The sequence below is a fragment of the Pseudozobellia sp. WGM2 genome, assembly GCF_017810075.1.
In the GTDB taxonomy this organism is placed as follows: Bacteria; Bacteroidota; Bacteroidia; order Flavobacteriales; family Flavobacteriaceae; genus JADNYK01.
Window position 1 is genome coordinate 593,173 of sequence record NZ_JADNYK010000004.1, and the last position, 22,112, is coordinate 615,284.

Below are 22,112 nucleotides of genomic sequence, written 5' to 3' on the forward strand. Positions count from 1 at the left end.
GTTTACTTTCCGTCACGCACATAGCAAAATCTTTTGGTTTTCTTTTTTCTTTATCCTGCTAAAAACAAAATCCCACAAATTTTGTGGGCCACATAAAAATACGTAAACCTTGCGATTAATCCCCGAAGGTTGTATTGTTTATGTGATATATGCCCGTTGCACAATTTAGCGAAAAGCAATTTTAGACCACCTATTACCTTGCGAAGCACCAACGTAAAATAGAGCGGGTGAACGGTCCACAGGTCAGGTATATGAAGGGCAAACGGCAGAGCACGGTAGAGCCCGTTTTCGGCATTTATAGAAAAAACCTTTGAATGCCTGTTCAGAGCTTTTGCAACGCACCAAAAATTAACTTTCCACTTCTAACTATACATAAAAAAAGCCTCTTAAAGAGATTTAAAATTGTTCAAATTTGGAACTTTTTAAGGGGTTGTGCAACGGTTACTTTAGCTGTAGTTTGTTTTACTTGCGTTTTATTGTGACCCAAGATTTGTCAAATCCGATTGCGGAAAGTATTTTTTCTTTGTCTAAAACCTCGGGTTGTTTGATTTTCAAAATTAAAGTTTCTTCAGGAACCTTTTCGATAATCGTAAATTGAGAGCCATGAGGTTGCCAAACAAATTGTTTGTCTTTTGTTCCCTTTACAAATCCCTCAAGGTTTCCATTTTTGTTCCAACTGAAATTAAAAAGCTCCGCATCGTAGCGAATTGTATCAAACTCAAATACTGCAACTTGGGAAAGGTCGCTTGATTTTACAAGTACAACAGTTCGAAGATGTTTAAATTTTTCTCGGATTGCTGAAACTCGCTCGTTCCAGATTTCCAGAACTTGTTCTCCTACAAGGTTAGGTTCAATAGAAGTGTCTATTGTACTACCAAAGGAAAAGACTGGGGAATTACGGCCGGAAATCAGTCGCACTTTTTTTAGGTCAGTAAAATCTTTAACTCCAGATTTTACTGTCTTCGCTCCCCAAGCGGTATTTCCCATTACAACATCGTCAAGACCAACATTCGATGGTTTCCATTCAGCTCCTAAGCAAAGCGCAAAAATCTGTTCCCATTCGTTTCCTTGCAAATCCGCTCGACCTTTGCTCGCAAGTAGATAGACAATTTCTTGCCCGAGAATATATGGAAATTCAGAATTGAATTGGTTTAATGGATATGCAGAAACTGATTTGTTTACCGTCCTTAATCTTGGTGATATGCGTTTGGCCATTAACTAGGATTATATTGTAAGTCATATTCTCTTAAAACGGTAGCTTGGTCTAAACTAGTAGTGACATAAGGAAGAAACTTTTCAACGACTGCCTTAATCATATTGACTGGAACTGCATTTCCTGCTTGTTTTTTTGCTTGGGCATCACTTACAACAATCTTGTACCAATCAGGAAAGCCTTGAAGTCTAAACATTTCTCTTGGTGTCAATCGTCGTTCGCCATTTACTAAAAGATAATTATGTGATGCACCTGAACGAAGTGCGCAAGAATAAGGGTACGAACAAATATTACCCGATTTATTTTCGTGCCAAATTGAAGGATAAAAAGAAGATTTGTGTTTGTCCATCCTCTTTTGTTTTATATAATTAGATGCGAAATATTTCTCATCGACTTTATTTTCTAAAATTTCTGTAAGTGCCTTATATGGTTTTTCTGGACTTGGGAAAGTGAACATTATCGGGTCACGATGTCCAACAATCACAACTCGCTCACGTTTTTGTGGCAATCCATAATCTAAAGCGTTCAAAACGCTATATTGAACTTGATAACCTAAATCTTTCAAAGATTGAACGATTACTTTCAAGGTTTTTCCTTGGTCGTGTCCAACGAGCTGTTTTACATTTTCCAAAATAAATGCTTTTGGCCGTTTTTCTTTTAGTATTCTGGCAATGTCAAAAAACAATGTTCCTCTTGTGTCCTCCAATCCCTTCATTTGTCCAATAATACTAAAAGGTTGGCAGGGAAATCCAGCAAAAAGTATGTCATGGTCTGGTATTTTCTTTTCGTCAACTTTGGTAATGTCGCCAAAAGGTTTATCGCCGAAATTGGCTTCATAACTTTCTTGAGCATATTTGTCGATATCGGATGAAAACACACATTCAGGTTGAACACCATTTTCTTCACAAGCCGCTTCAAAAGCTACTCGGAAACCACCAATTCCACAAAAAAGGTCTATAAATTTTAGTTTTTCTTTGTACATATTGTAAAATTAAGTATCTATTCCAAAACTTGGTGAAATTCCAAACATTTAATTCTCATCTGAATGCTAATCACATCTCATATAACACATAAACGCATAGAGCTCCCCAATATCTATACGACTTATTTTCAATATTTTAAAATTTCAAACTCAGATAAATAGTATATCAAACACCATTATTAGCTACATCTATTAGATGGCTATCCCACTAAAAAAATACCCAAAACCGCTAATCTAAATGAGGCAGCTTAAAATGGTCTAAGGGGCTGGGTTGCTTCATCATCTTTTCAATGGCCTCAGTCGTTCTAGGCGCCATTGCCGAGAGATTGACAGGGCCTTCATCCGTTATTAAAATATCGTCTTCTATACGTACGGCAATGCCCCACCACTTTTGATCACAATCGCTGCCCTCGGGTATATAAATGCCCGGTTCTACCGTAATCACCGTATTGGGCTTAAAGGCTTGATACGTGCCCTTATCATGAACATCGAGCCCGAGGTAATGCGAAGTACCATGCGGAAAATAAGTTCGGGCATCTTCCTCTTTTGAAATGACCCCCAATTTCATCAGGCCTTCGGTCACTAATCTGCTGGCAACCCGACCCGGAGCCTGAAAAGGGGCCCCGACAACACTGGCCTTTATCCCTGCTTCCTGTGCCTCATAGACAATATCATAAATCTGCTTCTGCTCTTTCGAAAATTTACCGTTTGCCGGTATCGTTCTCGTCACATCGGCGGTATACCCATGGTATTCCGCACCTAGATCCATCAACACCAGTTCATCACCCACCTCGGGTTTGTTGTTCTCTATATAATGTAAAATACACCCGTTGTTGCCACCGCCAACAATGGAAGGGTAGCCCTCATACTCTGCACCATACTTTTTATAAACATACTCATGAACGCCCTGAATTTCGGTTTCCGACATATTCGGGTGCATCGCTTTCATCACCTCGACCTGACCGACTGCAGATATCTCGATGGCCTTTTTCAACAAAACCATCTCTTCTTCGGTTTTTGTTTCCCGAAGGGTGGCCATAATTTCCCCTAAAATGACCGAGTTTAGGTTATTCGCTGCCAATTTAAGGGAGACTTTTTCTTTGATATCACTTCGCAACTTATCGTCGGGGGCATCAACAAACCCTTTAAGAAGTTCATCTTCTTTAAGACTTTCATCCCTACTCATATATCGCCCTAAAATTTGGGCCACATTGGCACTGTTTTCCACTTCGGTAGATTTTATCATCGAATACAACTGTTGTTTCGTAGCATCGTAATCGGCAGGGTAATTGGCTTTTTTCTTAAAGCTTTTGATCAAGCTGAACAAATCGGCTTCATCTCTCGAGTCGCGAACGTCATTTTTAAAATCAAAGAATAATACATTCTCGAAACCTTGAAGATTTAAGTCGAGTTTTGAGAATTCGCTACCATTGTACACCGTCGTAAAGCCCAATCGTTCTTTTGCGCCTTCGATACCGAGGCGTTTGCCGTTCCACTGCTCGGCTCTAGGGTCTCTTTCTTGCACATACAATATTTCATCGTACTCCTCACCGGCATCTGAATATTGGGTTTCCGAAAAAATGAGCAACACCGAATTGGGTTCGTTGTACCCTGTCAAATAGTAAAAATCGGGGTCTTGGTGGTAGATGTAGTCGACATCATTCGCGCGGTTTCTAACCGGGTTGGCAAAAAAAACGGCCACGCTATTGCCGGGCATCATTTTACGAACGGCTTCCCTTCTTCCCTCATGAAATTCCGCCGATAAATAATCCTTAGGAATATCCTGGGCCTTGCTCGTTACACAGATAAAGAGCATCGTTAACACTCCAAAAACCGTTCTTATCCTTTTCCTCATAATTTAAATTTTCGTGAATGGAATACAAGATAACCATTTCAAATATTATGCTAAACATAACTATTCGCAATTGTACTATACTTAATAAATTCAATAGATTTGCACCATTCTAATATAAAATTACGATGAAAAATACCGCTCTCACACAAACTCACATTGCCCTAGGCGCAAAAATGGTTCCCTTCGCTGGCTATAACATGCCGGTGTCGTACGAAGGCGTGAATATAGAGCACGAAACCGTTCGCAAAGGGGTCGGTGTGTTCGATGTAAGCCATATGGGCGAATTTTTGATCGAGGGGCCAAATGCCCTGAAACTTATACAGAAAGTCAGTTCGAACGACGCTTCTAAATTAGCATTGGGCAAGGCCCAATACAGCTGTCTACCTAACGAGACCGGCGGTATCGTCGATGATTTAATCGTTTACCGCGTAAAAGACAAAACCTATCTGTTGGTCGTCAACGCATCGAATATCGATAAAGATTGGCAGCACATTGCGAACTACAACAAAGAAATAGGTGCAGAAATGCGCAACATCTCTGACGGATTTTCACTTTTGGCCATTCAAGGGCCTAAAGCTGTAGAGGCCATGCAATCTTTAACTTCCGTAGACCTTTCGGCCATTAAGTTCTACCATTTTGAGGTAGCCGATTTTGCGGGTATAGAACACGTGATTATTTCCGCCACCGGATATACGGGTTCGGGAGGAATTGAAATTTACTGCAAAAACAGTGAGGTGCAGCAAGTGTGGGACAAGGTATTTGAAGCCGGAAAAGAGTTTGGTATCAAACCTATCGGTCTGGCAGCCCGTGACACCCTTAGACTAGAGATGGGTTACTGTCTTTATGGTAATGATATCGATGACTCAACTTCACCTATCGAGGCAGGCTTGGGGTGGATCACAAAGTTCACTAAAGATTTTGTGAACAGTGATGCTTTGGCAAAAGAGAAGGAAGCGGGACCTCAGCGTAAACTCATTGCCTTTGAATTGGATGAGCGGGGCATACCCAGAAACGGATATGATATTGTTGATGATGCCGGAGAAAAAATAGGCATCGTTACCTCAGGCACCATGTCACCCTCACTGAACAAAGGTATTGGCTTGGGCTACGTACCCACCGACATTTCAACGGTCGGTAACAGTATCAACATACAAATAAGAAAAAAAGCAGTACCCGCAACTATTGTAAAACTACCCTTCTACACTACTAAATGATAGACTTTCAAACGGTTTTAGATACCATACACCAAGAAATAGGTAGTCGTAAAGAGTGGGGAAATGTTGCGGCCTATATACCTGAACTCGCCGATATCGACAACAATAAATTCGGTATTCATCTAATAGACTTCAATCGGAAAAATTATTCCATCGGCGATTCAAATGAATCATTTTCGATTCAGAGTATTTCTAAAGTATTGACCCTTGCCATGGCCCTGGGCCTTGTAGGGGAAGATTTATGGAGAAGGGTCGATGTAGAGCCTTCGGGCGATCCGTTTAACCATCTTTCGCTTTTAGAACAGGAAAACGGAATTCCCAGAAATCCGTTGATCAACGCTGGTGCCTTAGTGGTAGCCGATGTACTGGTCTCTCGTCTGAAAAATCCGAAAGAAGAATTCTTGGCGTTTATTCGAAAAATATCAAATGACCCTTCTATAAAGTACGATGAACAGGTTGCCTTGTCCGAAAAGAATACGGGCTTTCGAAATTATGCGGCTGCCAATCTTCTCAAATCGTACGGCAACCTTAGTAACGATGTCGATGTCGTTCTAGACTTTTATTTTCATCAATGTTCGATTGCCATGAACTGTGCCCAGTTGGCAAAGACCTTTTTTCTTTTTATCAACCGTGGCAATTGCATGCAAGAACAAACGTATTTAAACGTCAATCAAGCCAAAAGAATCAACGCCCTAATGCTGACCTGTGGTTTTTACGACGAGGCCGGAGAATTTGCTTTTGAGGTGGGGTTGCCCGGAAAAAGTGGTGTCGGTGGCGGAATCGTGGCTTTGTTACCGAATGAATTTTGCGTGGCCACTTGGTCACCTGGTCTGAATAAAAAAGGAAATTCAAAGTTGGGGATGGAAGCACTGGAGAAATTAACCTCCGATACCGATCTATCTATATTTTAATTTGGAGAACAAGAAAATTCTAATCCTAGGAGGAAGTGGTTTTTTGGGCAACGCTATCTATAAAGAGCTTTGCAATTATTTTGATACCTATGGAACCTATTTTAATGCTAGACGTTCCTTTGAAGGAAATCAACAGTTTTTCAAGTACGATTTAGAAGAAGATGATGTTTTCGAAATCTTAGAGCAGGTACGACCACAAATTATAATCTCGGCGCTACGCGGAAACTTCGCCGCTCAAATTCAGGCCCATCAGCATATCGTTGAATACCTGAACAACAACCAGTGTACACTCTATTTCTTATCCTCTGCCAACGTTTTTGATGCCTATAGAAAATATCCTTCCTATGAAAATGATAAAACCTTATCGGAAAGCGTTTATGGCCGGTTGAAAATAAAGATAGAAAACATGCTGCTGAGACTTCCGCAGAAAAAAATGGGAATTTTAAGGGTTCCCATGGTCTTCGGCAATGGGTCTCCGAGAATAAAAGACATCAAAAAGTACATTTGGGAGAATGAGCCCGTTGAAGTTTTTCCTAACCTGATTTTGAACGTGACCAATGACGATAAATTGACCCAACAGATACACTACCTTATAAATAGAAATAAAACCGGTATTTTTCATTTGGGAAGTAACGATTTGGTACATCATGAAGACTTTATCAAAGAAGTCGTAGACCGAATAGGCAATTTTAACCCTATCTATAAGCGTGTTTTCACTACCAATGAAGAGCGGTATTTAGCCGTATTGCCCAAGGATAATAAACTGCCCAAGAATTTACAGGTTACCTACCAAGACATTATTGACCACCATATCATGAGCTAGTAAAATAGCTAAAAGAAATTCGTATTGCACCCTTGAAGGATTTTGAATTCCGTAACTTATTTGCAAACAAAGTACAATGGAAAAGAAAGTCGATTTCAGTAACCTTAAAGCGGTATATGTCAATTGCACTCTGAAGAAATCACCTGATAAAAGTCACACCCAAGGTCTGATGAACGTATCTCAAGACATCATGAAAAAAGAAGGTGTTTCGGTCAAAAATATTAGGGCCGTAGACCATGATATAGCCTTTGGGGTGCAGCCCGATATGACGAAACATGGAGCAGATAGCGATACTTGGCCCGAGTTGTTCAAAACTATCTTCGATGCAGATATATTGGTATTAGGTACGCCAATTTGGTTGGGCGAGCGCTCTTCGGTATGCTCTCAGGTAATCGAAAGACTGTATGCCATGTCAGGTAAACAGAACGAAAAGGGGCAGTATCTTTACTATGGTAAGGTTGGAGGCACTATAATCACGGGTAATGAAGACGGCGTAAAACATTGTGCCATGGGTATACTTTACTCTCTACAACACTTGGGGTATTCCATACCTCCACAAGCGGACAGCGGCTGGCTGGGAGAAATCGGACCGGGACCCAGTTATTTAGACGAAGAGGCCGATGCACAGAACAACGATTTCACCAATAGAAATACTACCTTCATGACCTACAATATGATGCATCTTGCCCAAATGCTCAAGGCCAACGGAGGCTACCCTAGTTATGGAAACTCAAGGGAGCAGTGGGACAATGGCTCACGGTGGGGTTTTGAAAATCCGGAATATCGATAAGTATACTAATTTAATATAAAGAAGATGAAAAAGTTTACCGAAAAAGAAATAGAAAAAAACTTGGAACAATTTGAGGGTTGGGAATATGTTGATGGGGCTATCGAAACCTCTTTTGAATTCAAGAATTTTAAAGAGGCCTTCTCTGTGATGACCAGAATTGCTTTCGAGTGTGAAGCCCAAGAACACCACCCAGATTGGCAAAATGTTTACAATACCTTGAACATTAGGCTAAATACACACGATGCGGACGGAGTCACTGAAAAAGACTTCAAACTGGCTCAAAGTATTGAAGAGATTATAGAGAGTGATTAGTTCAACTAACGTACATTATTAGGTAAATTGTATATATCTCCACCAGCAATTGTGATACCTAAAGTTTATTTGAAGTGTAGTCGAACATTTTTTTAAATTTGCCTTTGTTGAAATAAAAGTATTTGAGAATTATGGGAAGAGCTTTTGAATTTAGAAAGGCAAGAAAAATGAAACGTTGGTCTGCAATGTCCAAAGCCTTTACACGTATCGGCAAAGACATCGTAATGGCCGTAAAAGAAGGTGGCCCTGATCCAGATTCGAACTCAAAATTACGTGCCGTAATTCAAAACGCCAAGTCGGTGAATATGCCCAAAGACAATATCGAACGGGCAATTAAGAGAGCTTCCGATAAGAGTCTAGGCGACTATAAAGAAGTACTTTTTGAAGGTTATGCACCGCATGGCATTGCTATTCTTATCGAAACCGCTACCGACAACAATACTCGAACCGTTGCCAATATTAGAAGCTATTTTAATAAGTGCGACGGCAACCTAGGTACCTCGGGATCTGTTGAGTTTATGTTCGACCACACCTGTAACTTTCGTATTCCGGCAGAAGGCATCGACCACGAAGAGCTAGAACTTGAGATGATCGATTTCGGTGCAGAAGAGGTTTTTGTAGATGACGACGGAATTTTAATCTACGCTCCCTTCGAGAGTTTTGGAGCCATTCAAAAAGAACTCGAAAACCGTAATATTGAAATTTTATCATCAGGTTTCGAACGAATACCTCAAGTGACCAAACAACTTTCTGAAGAAGAGGCCGCCGACGTCGAAAAGCTTTTAGAAAAAATTGAAGAGGACGATGATGTGCAGAACGTGTACCACACTATGCAGGAATAATCAGCCTTAAACCTTACACTTATTGCTATAACACTGTTTTTCAATAACTCATAAAAAGTTTATATTCCTTTATTTTTGTTTATATTTGATTAGGTTTCGAACTAATATCGAACTAATTAAAATGAACCTTAATTTCTATCTTTCTTCTTACGTCAAGAAAAATGGCACGCAATTGATAAGGCTCAAGATGGAGACCTCTAACAGGGATGTGCAATATTTGGATTCGGGAATCTCCGTTAAAAGTACTCAGTGGGACGATAAAAGAAAAAAAATTAAGCGTCATCCCATAGAGGAAAAATTAAACACCAGTTTAAACACCCTTTTGCTTTCACTTCAGAAACTGTATTATGAAAATGAGGGCATTTCAGCGAAAAGACTTCTTTTCCTTTACAAAAATGCCCAAAAGTACGGCTCCAGTTCCTTCTTGGATTTCTATCAACAGATAGTGGATGAGGCCAGGCTAAAAGGAAAAATACGTACGGCCAATACCCAGCAGAAGTATATAAAAAAGTTGAAGGAGTTTGTAAGTCACGTTTCATTTTCAGATTTATCAGTTCAGTTTGCTAAAGATTATGAACAATGGATGCTTGAGAAAGGGAACAAAGTAAATACCGTTGCCTCCAACTTTAAATCGCTATATGCGGTTCTGAACAAGGCAGTTGCCATTGGCATCATCAAAACAAACCCAATAAAAGGATACCAAATTGTTACCGAGAATACGGAAAAGGAATCCCTTACATTCGGTGAAATTAGCAAGCTATCTGATTTAGAAATTCCAGCGCATCACCAAGGGATGTCTAAGGCCAGGGATATGTTTTTATTTTCTTTTTTTACAGCCGGCATGCGCTTCTCCGACGTATGCCGACTCAAATGGGAAAATATCATCGGGAATGAGATTGTCTACACCATGGGAAAATCAAAAAGTCGTGCCGGTGCAAAAAGAACTTTACCAGTTACCCCTAAGGCAATCGATATAATAAAGAAATACAAAGGAAAGGATGAAACGTTCGTCTTCCCCCCACTCTATGGTATGGCAGACAAATCGGCAGAAGAAATTGAGCACCGACTGTATATTTCAAACAATGCTGCCAATCGGTCTTTAAGAATTGCATGCGAAAAGGCGGGCATCAAAAAACGGGTAAGTATGCATATGGCAAAACACTCGTTTGCCGACTTTGCGGTAAAATCCAACACAGGAATACTGATGATTTCCAAACTTCTCGGACATACCAAATTAGCTACTACGCAGCACTATTTAAAAGATTTCTACCATAAGGAAGAAGCGGATGAAATGAATCGATTGTTCGGATAGCCATTCAATTGTAGCCTTACCTTTTTTAGAAACTCTTTACAAAAGGTGCAATTTGTAAAGAGTATAATTTAAATTGAAGTATTTAAAAACAGTATTTTACTACAACTTCAATACTCTTATGCTTTGATGTAACTAATTACTTGTTGAAATTATTTACTTTTATATTTCAGCCTCTATTTAATGAAACATGCCATTCAAACCATTAATCGTACAGCATCGGCATTTGGATTAAAAGACCAACGATGTTAGGAACCGTTTGATTTCCACAAAGAAAATCTTAAAATATTCTAGCTTCGTCTTGGTGGCATTGTTACCTGTACAGTTTTACACTACTAAAAATTCAGTGCTTTTGATGGGACTTCCTATTCCAATGCTTTTGTATGGGCTGTCAAGACTATTAAAACGGAAGGTTCAAAAAATGAGAATCTACTCCTATACCTATTCTTCATTATTTCCATTTAAAGTTTATATCGCTCCCGATGCCCACCGTATCAATGATATGTTCATCCATGGGAAAATCTATATCATCGACGGGTATACCGCCTATCTGGGTTCCCTGAATTTTACCGAGAGTGGCACCAAGTACAACTACGAAACGCGGGTCAGGGTTACGGATGTGGAAGCAGTCCAGAAAATCAATGCCGAATTTGAGGAACTCTACCATCATGAATCCCTAGCCTTTATTGGAATAGAGGAATGGGGTAGCTATCAAGACCCTGAGCCTTTAAACTAAAAAAGTACATTCTTCTAATGTTGCTATACAACCCTTTCATGATGAATTCAGTAGGGCATAAAGCAATTTCGAAATCATTGTCAAAGCCAGATTACTTTATCATTTAGACGTTCGCTATGAGGCATTAAAAGATGTTTATTTGTGCTTTGTATTTCAGTTTAAATCGGGTAAATTCGGATTATTCTTACAAGGTAAAATAAGAGATATAATATGAATAAAGGAACAAGGTTTTTTAATTGTGATTTTCAAGTTCATTCACCAAGGGATATAAATTGGACAGGGAATAAACCCGTAACTGATACTGATAGAAATGCCTATGCTGAAATGTTTGTCCTTGCATGTCGGGAAAAAGGAATTAACGCTGTTGCAATTTCCGACCATCACGATTTATCTTTTTTCCCTTACATTAAGAATGCTGCTAATAATGAAGCCGATTCTGAAGGGGAGCCAATTCATGAGAGTGATAAGTTAGTCGTTTTTCCAGGAATCGAATTAACTCTTAGCAATCCGCCTTGCCAAGCACTTTTACTATTGGATGCAAATTTTCCTGAAGACCAGCTGATAAGGGTTCTCCATAAACTGGCCATCGAGCCAAATCCAATTGAAGAACCTTCGACCAAAGAAACCATTCCTATTCCATCAGATGTAATAAATGGTTTAAATGATTTGCAAATCAAACTGGACACCATTGATGTCTTAAAAGGAAAGTATATAGTTCTTCCCCACACTTCCAGGGGACATAAGGGATTGTTGCGTAGAGACTTTTACGAGCATTATATAAAGATGCCCTGTGTTGGGGGTTATGTGGATGGAGCGTTGCCGGATAATCAGGGCCTTAAAAATATCTTGGAAGGAAAAGATAGGAATTATGGTTTTAAGTCAATCGCTGTTTTTCAAACATCTGACAACCGAAAAGAAACTTTTGAGGATTTGGGGACGGCTACCACATGGGTAAAATGGGCAACCCCGACAGCCGAGGCACTGAGGCAAGCATGTCTGGCGAAAGAATCAAGAATGTCCCTTACCGAACCAGTTTTACCACAAGTCTTTATCAGCAGAATAAGCGTAACAAATTCCAAGTTTCTTGGACGCGTTGAACTTGAATTGAATCAACAATACAGCGCATTCATCGGAGGCCGAGGTACTGGGAAATCTACACTGCTGGAATATATAAGATGGGGATTGTGCGATCAAATATTGGGTGTGGACAAGTATGATTCAGAATCGGAAATACTAAAAAGAAGGCAGACCTTGATTGAGAAAACCCTGATTCCTTTTGCGGGAGAAATAAGAATTGTGGCATCGATCAATGGAATTGAACACATTGTCAAGAGAAATTCAGTTTCCAAGGAAATACTGCTAAGAATTGGGGATGGTGAATTTGAAAAAGCCTCGGAGGATGAAGTAAGACGTCTTATTCCCATTCAGGCTTATAGCCAAAAGCAGTTGAGTAGTGTGGGGGTTCGAACAGATGAATTAAAAAGATTTATTCAACAACCCATAGCCAATGAGTTGAACAATATAGGGTTTAATTTACGTGAGGTATCAAAAAACTTGAAAAACGCCTATGGCAACCTTGTCCGAAAAATCGAAATTCAGAATGAAATCGATGAACTACGGCTGCAATCAAAATCTGTCCATGAGCAAGTTCAAAATCTCAGAAATTCGTTAAAGGGGCTTACGGAAGAGGACAAAAAAGTTATTGAGAATAAAGAGTTGTTCGAAAACGAGCAGACATACATACAGGAATCTTCTAATGAAATAGCCCTTTTTGAAGAAAAGTTCAAGTCTATAGCAAAATCTTTAAAAGACTATCCTTCCCAATTGGACGATGAAACAAAAATTCTAAACGAAAAGCTTATTGGTGAACTCCAATCCAGCAAAACCAAGTTGTTCGGTGACATTGGTAAAAACTTGGAAAAGATAATCGATTTGTTCAATGAAGAGAACCTTGAGGATTACAATGATAGCGTTACCAAATGGCAAGCCCTAAAAAAGAGTTTTGATATCTCTTACGATCAAATAAAAGAGAAGGCATCTGCCAACGAGAGTATAATTAAAGAGATAAATAAACTGGAAGCACGATTAAGGGAATTGACGGATTCCATCAATGATAGGCTATCCAAAATCAAGGAACTGGGAAATCCTGAATCTGTGTTCGCTGCGGAAAAAATCAAATGGTATAGCCTTCACCAAGAAAAAATAGACCTACTTGATAAACAAGCAAAACTGTTCACGGAGTTATCGAAGGGACTTATCCAGGCCGAAGTGACCAAGAGCATAAATATTCGATCAATTCAAGAATTGCTGCTTACTTCATTTACAGGAACACGGATCAGCAAAGAGAAAATAGACGGTATTTGTAATCAAATTACGGAGAATGAATCTCCCTTGGATTCATGGAAGCAAGCCCTTGAAGAACTTAAAAGTTTAGCAGAATATAGAATACTTGAGGATAAACCCATTGAACTCCCTGAAACGCCCACGCTGACAGCTGCGGGCCTAAATGATATAAACAAGCAGCGAATTGCGGAACTTTTCAATCCGGAAAATTGGCTTTCCATGCTTACTCAGGAAATCGAATTTGAACCGAAATTCTTTTATGCAACAGGAAATCAGATGGACGATATAATTCCTTTTTCTGAGGCTTCCGCAGGTCAACAAGCAACCGCCTTGCTCTCAGTTCTTTTAAACCAGGAAGGAATTCCCTTGTTGATCGATCAACCTGAAGACGATATTGATAACAGGGCAATCACGGAGATAATTGAAAATATCTGGACGGCAAAAAGCAAAAGACAATTAATATTTACCAGTCATAATGCAAATTTGGTGGTTAACGGGGACGCTGAGCTTGTTGTTTGCTGCGACTATAAAGAGTCAAGTCAACAGACACAGGGAGAAATCAAGCACGAGGGAGCTATAGACAATTCTGAAATTAGGGATGAGATCACTCTAATAATGGAAGGTGGTGAAAAGGCCTTCAAACTGAGGAAGGAAAAATATGGCTTCTAAATATGATTATTAAATGATTTACGTAATTTATATTCTTAAAAACCATCACAAATGCAGGATTTAAAATTGGGATTAGAGGGGGATAACAACCAAATTTTGGATTATCTGGTTGACAACATCATTATAGAGGGTCTTTACATCACGGCCGATAATAGTAAGATTCGTGCAAATTGTACTGTATTCAACATCCGAATGACTGACCTCATTTCAGATAATCAAATAGCCAATAGGATTACAAAACTCAACAACGTATCCATTCTTACAATTAAATCTTCAGACGAAAATCTTGTTCAGTTTCTTATCGGCAATGATTTGGATATCGAGGAAATGAAAAGTTTGCCCAGAGAGATGCTTTCTAGGGAAGTCGAAGATTTAATTCAACAGGCCTATATGATGGCTTCTTTCAAATTATAGGGTACAATTAAAGGGAAAGAAGTATATCTTGGGATTCCAAAACTTCTTCTCCAAAATTAAATATAAACTTAATCTCAATACAGTTTCCAGGCAAACCGTCCAAAAACTCTTCAAGTTTGACATGAAATCTTGTGGGCTCTTTGGCCCTGAAAATTATTGGGTCTTCCAGTTCTTTCGTTGTCTTCTTTTTTGAGAAATCAACTTTCATTGCAAACATATCAAGAGACTATAATATCCGTTCCGGTCCCGGCCCTTTCATTACCGTCCAGAAATCCATTACGCAGACTGTAATGCTGTACAATAGGAACAAGCGATTCGAATTATTGATAAAATAAAAATCAAATATCGGATCCTCTATTTTATTTTCAGTGGGTATCCCTTGTTCATTACATAAAAAAACATGCTTTTCCGATTCGGAGGCACTCCAATTACATCTTTTAGTATCAAGAATCACCTTGGCCAACTGAAAGCCTGAAGAATCGTCTTTGGCGTGTTGGAACAATTCAGGGTAATAGGATTGCCCAATATGTGGATGTCTCATCATCAAATCAACAATTTTGGTATGCCCCCAATGCTCAATGGTAAAATAGTCCCGGATGGGAAAATCCCCATGCTTAATTTTGAAATCAACCATATCGTCTAGAGTAAAGTTGAATTCCAGCCCTTTCTTAAGCTCTTCAAACCAACTGATTTGGGATTTCAAGAAGTCTTCAGGAGTAATGAGTATCCATGAAATCAGATTTTCATTTTCCTCAAATGCTTTCCTAACGGATTCTTTTATGTTTTTTTTCTGGTGGGATGTTAGGTTTTGTGGATAAAACTTATATTGATAACCAGTTATTTGGGTCCCAATTTTTTTGGGGCTTTTTGATTTTGAAAAGGCATCCAATCCCTTGTAATCTCCATTAGCATCCGAAAATGAATTGAAACGATGGTTGATACACTCCATTTCTGAGGCCAACAAAAGATTCATTATACGTGCGAACTCATTTCCACCCTCGCTTCCGCGATTGATTCTTTGGTAAAGGGTAGAAACATTGGGTATTGGCATTGATTTCTTTTTATTAGGTTAATCCATACTTCGAACTATCATTTGAAAAGGGAATTTCACTAGCTTTAGAAAACAACCTTATCCAAAAATATGCTGGAAGATAAAGAATTACTTAAAACTGAATCACTATCCCAATTTTACCAGTACTTGGACAAGAATGCCATAAGGTTGAAGTTGAACTATGCACTTGTTTCTTCTATTGCACATTACAAGGAAAAAACTGAAATATCCCACGAAAAAGAACAATTGGTTTGGGAAATGGAGTTTTTTCTTTTTGAAATAAGAGGAAATATCCTTTTCCCTTTGTCCAATTCGTATGATGTCAATAAGGAAGAGACTTCCCAATTTCCGGATAAAATGGAAGTCAAAAGAAAAATGGGTTACCTGAAGAAAAGAGCGGAGACTTCCAAGTCAAATCTTTTGAAGGCAAAATACCATCACTTACTATGGATGGCTGCCGAGACCAAGAATAAAAAGCACGCTATGGTAGCAATTCACAATTATGATGAGCTGATTGCAGATTATTTCCGGTTCGGGAATAATACCAACAGCTATGTTGGAAGTGAAATCCAGGAGTGTTTTGAATTGATTACGGGACTAAGTGGTCAAATCAATCATTTTGAACAGGTGAAAAGACTTAAGAACGAACTGCTTTTCAATACCGGTGCATTTGATGCTCATGAAAAAATAGGCATTATTGAAACCATGTTGGCCTTTCCAAAGGTATTTAAGGCCAAGGATTTTGAAAATATCCCAGAGCTTCTTCATGAATTACTCGAAAGTAGTAATCATGCGATAGATGACTTTCATTTGGTTGAAAATCATATTCCAATTGCTTTGAAGGTTGTTGCAAAGAAGGGACTTAGTCCTAAGAAATGGCATCTTATGGCCGGTCATGCCTATGTCAGGTTGGCCGAACATGACACGAGGGAAGCTAAAAGCTTTATGAACCTGGACAACCTTGCACACGCAATTCATTCGTTTGGTCTAGCTGGTGCTTTAGAAGAAAAGAAAAGGGCGGAACAATCTTATTTTGAACTGAAACCCAAGGTGAAGTTGGACACATTTGTCCATCCTCTTTCTGAGGAAAGTATAAAGATTCTAAAGGAAACCAACGAAGAACTAAAAGTAAGGGCGCGAGAACTCTTGAAGCGGACACCGGACCAGATATACAAGTATCTTTCCTTGCCCTTTTTTTTTCCAAAATATAAGGACGCAAAAAAACAAGCTGAAAAAACTCCCTCTGAACCTTTTCTGCAGTTTGCCAAACAGGTTCGTTTTGATACAAATAAAAATATAATGTTTGATGAAAGGGGTACTGATGAATATGTGGCCGTTCTTAGGGAATTTGGCTATCGCATGGAAGAAACGATGCTTCCCTTTCTGCACCACACATTTTTCTTTGGCATCCGGTCTGGACGCCTGACCTATCTTAACTTTTTGGAATACTTCTTGGAACATACGTGGATAGGTAAACCACATCTGAAATTTGATCTCGGTGGAAATCCCATTGAAACCAACTGGGCCAATTTATTGGCACCCGCTGTGCTGGATTTTTTTAACCAAATATTGGCATGGGGAACATCCACTCATTATGTCCCAAACTTTGTTCTGTGCTTGGATAGCCTTACTTTAAAACTGGAGGGACTTTTTAGAAATTTCTGTGAAAGGCTTAATGTCCCTACAAGTGAAGGGAAGGAAAAAGGTATGCAAGAGGTTTTACTTCATAGGATTTTCGACAATAAGGTCATTAAGGAGTACTTTGACCAAGAAGACTTACTTCTGTTCGATTACGCTTTTTCAGACAGTCCAGGGTTGAATCTCCGAAATAACATAGCACATTCCTTTTACAATGAAAAAGACTATACCTCCAAAAAGATGCTGTTGCTCATTGCCGTGCTTTTACGGTTGGGAAAATATAACATCTCACAAAAGTGATGAAGGATTTGATCATTGGTCCTTTTGGTTACTGAATGTTTCATCCCAAAATTTATGGCTTCTAAACTCCTTGCTCTCCTTCCATATGAAATACTTCTTTACACGCTGGGCATGAAAGTCCTTGTCCAGATTTTTGTTGAACGGATTCTTCCTAGAAAAGAATTGGGCGAACCAGCATAGTTGAAGCCCTTCGTCCTCTAGTGCCTTTTGCAGCATGTCCCATTTGACCACAAGCAGCTCCTGTCGGTCTTCAAATGATCCTTCTGAAACCTCGGAAATCTCTCCTACAACGGTATCGTTCGGATTTAAAAACTTATTGTTTTTATAGTCGCTTATTCCTAAAAGAGTCCTAATTTTTTTGGATGGGATATAGACTTCCTTTTCTCCCTGGGTATCGTTTTTGGTAACACTTGTACGAGTAAATGAAAAGGATACATCTTCTGATATAAATATTTCATTTTCTCTTTCTTCAATCCAGTCCATCCATACAATATCCGTTGGGTTGGCATATACATCGGTGTCCGCAACAGCCTGATAGCTATCGCTGCTTCCCAGCCAATATCTGTTATCAGGTTGGTTGACAACAATATCTTTGAGTACCCCGAAATTCTCTTTTTTGATGATACAGGCTTGGGTCAGTAAAGAAGTGGTAACTGTTTCGGTCTTATTGTTTAAATAAGTGTACCCATATAGCCCAACAGCGGTTTCACCTTCATTCAAAAAGTCGAAATTTTTAAAAAATAGCCATTTGTTGAAATCCAGATTTGGATCCTTTAGAACGGCTTTTTCTATGTCCTGCTGAAGTTTATCGGAGGGTGTTATTTCCGTGGCAAGGGGTTCCTTGATCCGCCAAATGGTGTTACGTCTTTCCAGAAGATGGTCCATGGTTTCCTCATCCATTACATCTTCAACCGGATTGTGAATCAGTGTAAGCACGTTATAGTTGGTAATCCAGTCTCTTTCCAGACTATAGGAACGTTCCGCATAGGGCAGGTAATCCGATAGGTAGCCCTGCAGATAATGCACCGCCAACCAAGTATATTTTTCCTCATAGGTATATATCTTGCTTTTTGATCCATGCGAGGCATCAGTGAACCAACTGCCTTTAGTTCTGGTCAGCCCCAGCCCTTTAATATAATGAAGGGCAGCGGACATGCCCCAGGATCGCGGATATATCTCCTTATTACCATAATTCTTCCGGTATTGGTCAAGAAATTGGTGCTCGGGCCTGACACTTTCTTCCTCGACCTCGTTCTTGGCCTCGTGACCTGTCAAAAATCTTTGGTAGGCCTTTTCAATAACGTACCATGCCAGGTCATGTACAATTGGGTAATATTCTCGACGGGCCTTACGCAAATAGTCCGTATCCAATTTCAATAGCCTAAAATCCTCTATTGGGCGTGGTCTGGCCAGGGCCACTTTTTCCTCTGAAATCAGACCAAACTGGTGCGCCCGTTCCACTATGGCCCTAAAACCTTGGCGGACGATGACATTTCGATGTTTTCCGCGGTGTTCAAATATGGTGGCCAAGGCCCATTCAGATAGTTCTTTGAGACCGTTGAAGTCCTTCAGCCTACTGGCAATGCCCAAGGTTATGGAAGCCAAATCTTCTTGGATTTGGGGGTCATTACAGTTGAAAATCTTATCGAGAAGTAACTTGTGCTCCTTGGGGTTTAGGATACCCCAGCCCGTAAGGGCAGAAGAAATCCTCTCCCGTAGTTCTCTATCTATGGTGGAAAGTCCCCAGGCAAGGATTAATGGGAACCCGTCATGTTTGGCGTCATCGGATACCCTGGACCTATCAAGGATATTGTCGGTTAAAAGTTTCCTTAGAGTATAGTTGGCCTTATAGATAAAACGTTCAGATTCACTAAAATCGTTCATTTCCTCATTGTCCAGATCCGACCAGAGTTTATCCCTTTCAAAGACCGTGGGCTGCCCCATCAAGATTTCGTGCAACCAATTTGCATTAAAAAAATCGCCATTGCCTTTTGCAGAAGGGATGATAAGTTTTTTAATTACTTTAAAACGGATTTCGTAATTTTTGAAAAAAAGTTCCCTGACATAGGAATTGTATTTCACGGCCAGTGATTTGGGTGCTCTTCGCAACGCTTCAAATTGCAAATCCAAGACTTGATCCTGAGAAAGCCCATCTATAAGGAAATCTTCCTCGCCAACGAGTTTTTCCTGTTCATTAAAGATTCGCGAAACTAGATTTTGGATAATTTGCCTATTTGGTGCAATGGATTTTATCGCAAAATCCTTTTTGGGTAGCTGGTGCACAGGAATAGCTAGGGGCCTAAAAAGTATATCCGGAAGTTTATCTTCGCTTTCCGTTTTTATGTTCTCATAGATTTCCTCACTGATCAGGGTCTCGATGATGGATTGGTAGGTGATGCTGTATTTTCTTATTCGTTTTTCCAAAACTCCTGTTTTTTCCAAACTTTCATATTGGGTCAGGACACCATTGCTGGCAAGGAATTGTAGAAGGTTTGTAGCCGCTTCAGGGCTAAAAAAAGCCCCCCCGTCTTGACTAAGCAGTTGGACCAACTCTTTATGTGTTATACTTCCGCTTTCATAGAATGCTTTGGATAGTATGGACAAACCATCTATAACAGGGGCTTCTGTAATGATTATGCCCGTTCCGGTGTTCTGGATGAATTCAGCATTGAGACGTGCTACTTTCAGGTTCAGCAACTTTTGAACGGTTGTCTCGACCCTTCCAAGTTCATCTAGGTTTTGACCCTCATATTCCTCGCAAAACAGCCTTAGGGCAAAAAGGCTGGTAAGTCCCTGTATCGGGTATGATAGTTTTCCCGTAATCCGATAGTGTTCAAAATACGGACCGATGACCTCGTTTATCTGAACGTCACCATCACCCTCTAGGCGCACCTCTTCCGCCAATGAATCGATATCTTTGGAATTGTCGTAAAAATAGTGTCGTGCGGTAAACACAAATTTGATTCTCGGATATCGTAGAGTGATTTCCGTGGTTTCCGCTATTCGGTCATACCACTCCTCTTTCTTTTCAACGGCTTCCTCAAGTCCATCGATACTGATGAGCACAACAGTTTTGGGGTAGTCGGGTTCTTGGCCATGATCTAGGGCCATGGCTTTTTGTACGTCATTTTTGATCGCTAGGGTCTCCAAGGCGGAAAAAAGCTGGTTCTTGGTCCATCCCTGAACATCCAGGGCTTTTTCCAAAATACTGGTCCAACTGTTACTATTGGCTGTTTTGGCCCTGATCAAGATTGCGGGATAGTCGTTGTCGAGGGCCAGTTCCACAACATTGGCCAAACCTTGGGTCTTTCCAGTTCCGGGACCACCAAAGACAAACTTTCTTGAGACATTCAATAAATCCGCAATATCCATGAAAAAACCAATGGGGTATATTCGAAGGAGATCTCTGATCAACCCTTTTAGATCATAAACAGTATTTTTTTCAACGTTGGTGGGCCTGAGGTCGTCTAGATAGGTCTCCAAAATGGAAAGGCCCTCTGGTTCCGGACAATCCGAAATTACCCTGTAATCCATGTTGGAAGCCATGATTTCCCTTACCAAATTGGAAGCGATCCCATTTGCCTTAGACAAATACCCATCCACTTCCTCCATGGCTGACAATAGGTTTTTTTTGGAAACCATATCGCGAAAGCTCTCTAATAACTTAGCCGTCTTTTGGATTTTTGTCTGTACTTCCTGGACCTTGGAAATAAGTGCCACCCGGTACTTTTTGGAAAACATCAGTTGACCCACTTGTTCGTGGATGACACCTTGTGTATGCAAGGCGGGAACATAACGTTCCTTAAGCCAATTATTGGTTTTTTGAAACCGGAATTGCTCGATCAACAGCGAAAAGTCTATGGTTTCCTTGTCAAACCAGTAACGGTGAATGCCATCATTACTCGGGAGTTGTAATTCCCTGAGAATATTATCTGTTGTCCACCAGGTCAGTGTTAAGTCCTTGTGAAGGTCTTTTATATCGGATGCTAGTTTGTTTACCCTATCCTCTTCGGTATTTTTGGGGATTTTACCACCTTTCCCTCTTTTTTTTGAAGCAAGATTTCTTGGGATACAAAGAATATATTTGGAAATGTCCGGGCGTATTTCCAGAGCTGTGGTAATGGATTTTTTGATTTGATTGATTTGGGAAGTCTGCATGGCGGTAGGGAACCATTTGGACTGTACCGCCACAATGGTGCCAGTATGGAGTGTACCATAGGCTTCAATACCTCCGTCTCCCCCAGCTCCATTGATTACCCTAAACCTCGCTAGGTCGTTTTTATAATTTCTGTGCAAATACCTTTCAAAAAGTTGATTGCACAGTGTCTCGAAAGCATTCTCGGGACTATCGCCATAAGTTTTGAAGTTATTCCACATAGGTACAAGTTAATGTACCCTAAAGATAATTAATCTACATACTAAGGTTTTGAGAAATACTAACTTTGATATATCGAAATGGAATAGTAAATACCACTCTACTCTTTACATTATACCATTCGGATATTGTTTTAGGATTACCGTTAAACTCAGGTACATTCTATTTAAAAAATCAAAACTCTTTACAAAATCCGCTTTTTGTAAAGAGTTTAAATCTATCAGCAGTCATGAAATAAATGATTTTAACGGCAGAACCAATGGAGATTTAGATGATTGAAATCGGTATAAAATTCCAAAAAATCATTTTTACGAAATATTCTCTTAAAAATCTAG

At 39.8% G+C, this 22,112-nt stretch carries 17 protein-coding genes; 11 read left to right on the forward strand and 6 right to left on the reverse strand.

From position 1 onward, the window contains the following. Positions 1 to 462: 462 nt before the first annotated feature. From IV512_RS12350 to IV512_RS12360, 3 genes are all read right to left on the reverse strand, one after another. Positions 463 to 1,215, reverse strand: a complete 753-nt coding sequence (locus IV512_RS12350) for a hypothetical protein (protein WP_209403776.1) — start codon at positions 1,213 to 1,215, stop codon at positions 463 to 465. Beyond that, positions 1,215 to 2,195 carry a DNA cytosine methyltransferase gene (locus IV512_RS12355; RefSeq protein WP_209403777.1) on the reverse strand — a complete coding sequence of 327 codons (981 nt, stop codon included), beginning with the start codon at positions 2,193 to 2,195 and terminating at the stop codon, positions 1,215 to 1,217. The genes IV512_RS12350 and IV512_RS12355 overlap by 1 nt, the downstream gene beginning before the upstream one ends. A gap of 229 nt (positions 2,196 to 2,424) precedes the next feature. Next, positions 2,425 to 4,050, reverse strand: a complete 1,626-nt coding sequence (locus IV512_RS12360) for an aminopeptidase P N-terminal domain-containing protein (RefSeq protein ID WP_371743291.1) — start codon at positions 4,048 to 4,050, stop codon at positions 2,425 to 2,427. Between the two features lie 125 nt (positions 4,051 to 4,175). On the opposite strand from IV512_RS12360, the gene gcvT reads away from it, so the two are divergent. From gcvT to IV512_RS12410, 10 genes are all read left to right on the forward strand, one after another. After that, entirely contained in the window at positions 4,176 to 5,264 is a 1,089-nt protein-coding gene (gene gcvT / locus IV512_RS12365; protein WP_209403780.1) for a glycine cleavage system aminomethyltransferase GcvT, read from the forward strand. Continuing rightward, positions 5,261 to 6,175, forward strand: coding sequence for a glutaminase (locus tag IV512_RS12370; RefSeq protein WP_209403782.1), 915 nt, complete (start codon positions 5,261 to 5,263; stop codon positions 6,173 to 6,175). Before gcvT ends, IV512_RS12370 begins: the two co-directional genes overlap by 4 nt. 1 nt (position 6,176) lies before the next feature. After that, positions 6,177 to 6,998 (forward strand): sugar nucleotide-binding protein, encoded by an 822-nt coding sequence (locus IV512_RS12375; RefSeq protein ID WP_209403784.1) that lies wholly within the window; start codon positions 6,177 to 6,179, stop codon positions 6,996 to 6,998. A 76-nt stretch (positions 6,999 to 7,074) separates the two neighbouring features. Beyond that, entirely contained in the window at positions 7,075 to 7,788 is a 714-nt protein-coding gene (locus IV512_RS12380; RefSeq protein WP_209403786.1) for a flavodoxin family protein, read from the forward strand. A 24-nt stretch (positions 7,789 to 7,812) separates the two neighbouring features. Next, a complete protein-coding gene (locus IV512_RS12385) occupies positions 7,813 to 8,100 on the forward strand; it encodes a 4a-hydroxytetrahydrobiopterin dehydratase (protein WP_209403788.1) in 288 nt (95 codons plus the stop codon). Between the two features lie 131 nt (positions 8,101 to 8,231). Next, positions 8,232 to 8,942: a YebC/PmpR family DNA-binding transcriptional regulator gene (locus IV512_RS12390; RefSeq protein WP_209403790.1), complete on the forward strand. Its 711-nt coding sequence runs from the start codon at positions 8,232 to 8,234 to the stop codon at positions 8,940 to 8,942. Between the two features lie 121 nt (positions 8,943 to 9,063). Continuing rightward, positions 9,064 to 10,254: a site-specific integrase gene (locus IV512_RS12395; protein WP_209403792.1), complete on the forward strand. Its 1,191-nt coding sequence runs from the start codon at positions 9,064 to 9,066 to the stop codon at positions 10,252 to 10,254. Between the two features lie 418 nt (positions 10,255 to 10,672). Continuing rightward, positions 10,673 to 10,987: a phospholipase D family protein gene (locus IV512_RS12400; protein ID WP_209403794.1), complete on the forward strand. Its 315-nt coding sequence runs from the start codon at positions 10,673 to 10,675 to the stop codon at positions 10,985 to 10,987. A gap of 210 nt (positions 10,988 to 11,197) precedes the next feature. Further along, positions 11,198 to 13,999 carry a TrlF family AAA-like ATPase gene (locus tag IV512_RS12405; protein WP_209403796.1) on the forward strand — a complete coding sequence of 934 codons (2,802 nt, stop codon included), beginning with the start codon at positions 11,198 to 11,200 and terminating at the stop codon, positions 13,997 to 13,999. Positions 14,000 to 14,050: 51 nt separating this feature from the next. Then, on the forward strand, positions 14,051 to 14,413 hold the full coding sequence (locus tag IV512_RS12410) for a hypothetical protein (protein WP_209403798.1): 363 nt from the start codon (positions 14,051 to 14,053) through the stop codon (positions 14,411 to 14,413). 7 nt (positions 14,414 to 14,420) lie between these two features. Here IV512_RS12410 and IV512_RS12415 read toward each other — a convergent pair whose 3' ends face one another. Then, entirely contained in the window at positions 14,421 to 14,621 is a 201-nt protein-coding gene (locus tag IV512_RS12415; RefSeq protein WP_209403800.1) for a hypothetical protein, read from the reverse strand. An 18-nt stretch (positions 14,622 to 14,639) separates the two neighbouring features. Next, positions 14,640 to 15,464, reverse strand: coding sequence for a hypothetical protein (locus IV512_RS12420; RefSeq protein WP_209403802.1), 825 nt, complete (start codon positions 15,462 to 15,464; stop codon positions 14,640 to 14,642). A 90-nt stretch (positions 15,465 to 15,554) separates the two neighbouring features. Here IV512_RS12420 and IV512_RS12425 point away from each other — a divergent pair, with 90 nt between their 5' ends. Beyond that, complete coding sequence (locus IV512_RS12425; RefSeq protein ID WP_209403804.1) at positions 15,555 to 17,402, forward strand: DUF4209 domain-containing protein; 1,848 nt, start codon at positions 15,555 to 15,557, stop codon at positions 17,400 to 17,402. 12 nt (positions 17,403 to 17,414) lie between these two features. Here the strand turns inward: IV512_RS12425 and IV512_RS12430 are convergent, their stop codons facing one another. Next, positions 17,415 to 21,779 (reverse strand): hypothetical protein, encoded by a 4,365-nt coding sequence (locus IV512_RS12430; RefSeq protein WP_209403806.1) that lies wholly within the window; start codon positions 21,777 to 21,779, stop codon positions 17,415 to 17,417. Positions 21,780 to 22,112 lie beyond the last annotated feature (333 nt).